The sequence below is a fragment of the Prevotella sp. S7-1-8 genome (assembly GCF_000758925.1).
GTDB lineage: Bacteria > Bacteroidota > Bacteroidia > Bacteroidales > Bacteroidaceae > Prevotella.
The window spans coordinates 1-918 of record NZ_JRNC01000079.1; the positions used below are offsets into that span (position 1 = coordinate 1).

The 918-nt window shown below is 41.8% G+C and carries 2 protein-coding genes; both read right to left on the reverse strand.

What is annotated here, in order from left to right; translation table 11 throughout:
- Positions 1 to 413: SH3 beta-barrel fold-containing protein (locus tag HMPREF1640_RS11025; RefSeq protein WP_036894742.1), on the reverse strand; the 413-nt coding region annotated here is incomplete at its 3' end.
- 63 nt (positions 414 to 476) lie between these two features.
- Positions 477 to 785 carry a hypothetical protein gene (locus HMPREF1640_RS11030; protein ID WP_036894743.1) on the reverse strand — a complete coding sequence of 103 codons (309 nt, stop codon included), beginning with the start codon at positions 783 to 785 and terminating at the stop codon, positions 477 to 479.
- Positions 786 to 918: the final 133 nt, after the last annotated feature.

Here is a 918-nt window from a genome sequence, read left to right on the forward strand (position 1 = left end):
ACAAAATATCTTCCCGAAACATCTATGCCGTCAGACAGAATGCCATGTGCATATCTGATAGTTCCATCTGCCTTACGATAGGCGAAGGCAGTCTTGCCCTCTTTCTTCATCTTTTCCTTGAGCTTTACAATAAGCGCAAGACAGATGTAGTGATGCTCGTCCATGGTCTCTTGCCGAAGTTCACCCACCTCCACAAGGTTCTCTATGATAAATGACCTCCATCCCTTGCAGTCCACATCATAGTAAGCAAGGGTATAATTGCACTGATGATTCTTTGATTTCCCCTTTATGGTATGTCCGATGCCATACAAGGTTCCACACGCATGGCGTTCCGTGCCGTCCTTTTTCTTGTAAACGAAAGAAACGATGCCTTTACGAAGTTTGGCTACCAATGTGTCAAATAGATTTTCCATTTTATCTTATTTTTATAAACACTCGTCAAATAGGTGCTACTTGGCGAGTGTCTGATGTTCTGTTTAGTTCAAGAGTTCTTCTATATCCTCGGTGCATTGTACCTCCGAATGATTGAAATAGAAGTGTGTGTCAAGTGTGCCGTTCACATAACAATCAAACATTTCACGCTCACAACCTCTATAGTCTACATATTCTTCTATCACCTTTAGCCAAAGTGTTTCCATTAAGAAGTTGCGCACGTTGGAAAGGTCGTACCCTGCGGTGTCGATAGCCTCGTTCAAATCCTCGTCCGTCCAATCATAGCCAAAGTTGGAGCGAAAGTTATCAAGTTGATAGTCGTTCTTGAAAAAACCTAATGACGTTAAAACCATTTCTCTAGTTTGAAATATCCATAATCGTGATGCTTTAAGTGATACATTTCCCTTTAGTTCTTTGCAGTTTTGCAGTAGGAGACTGTCGGGATTTCTAATTTTACGTGCCAGAGGGAGCAAGGTCAACAGGTAG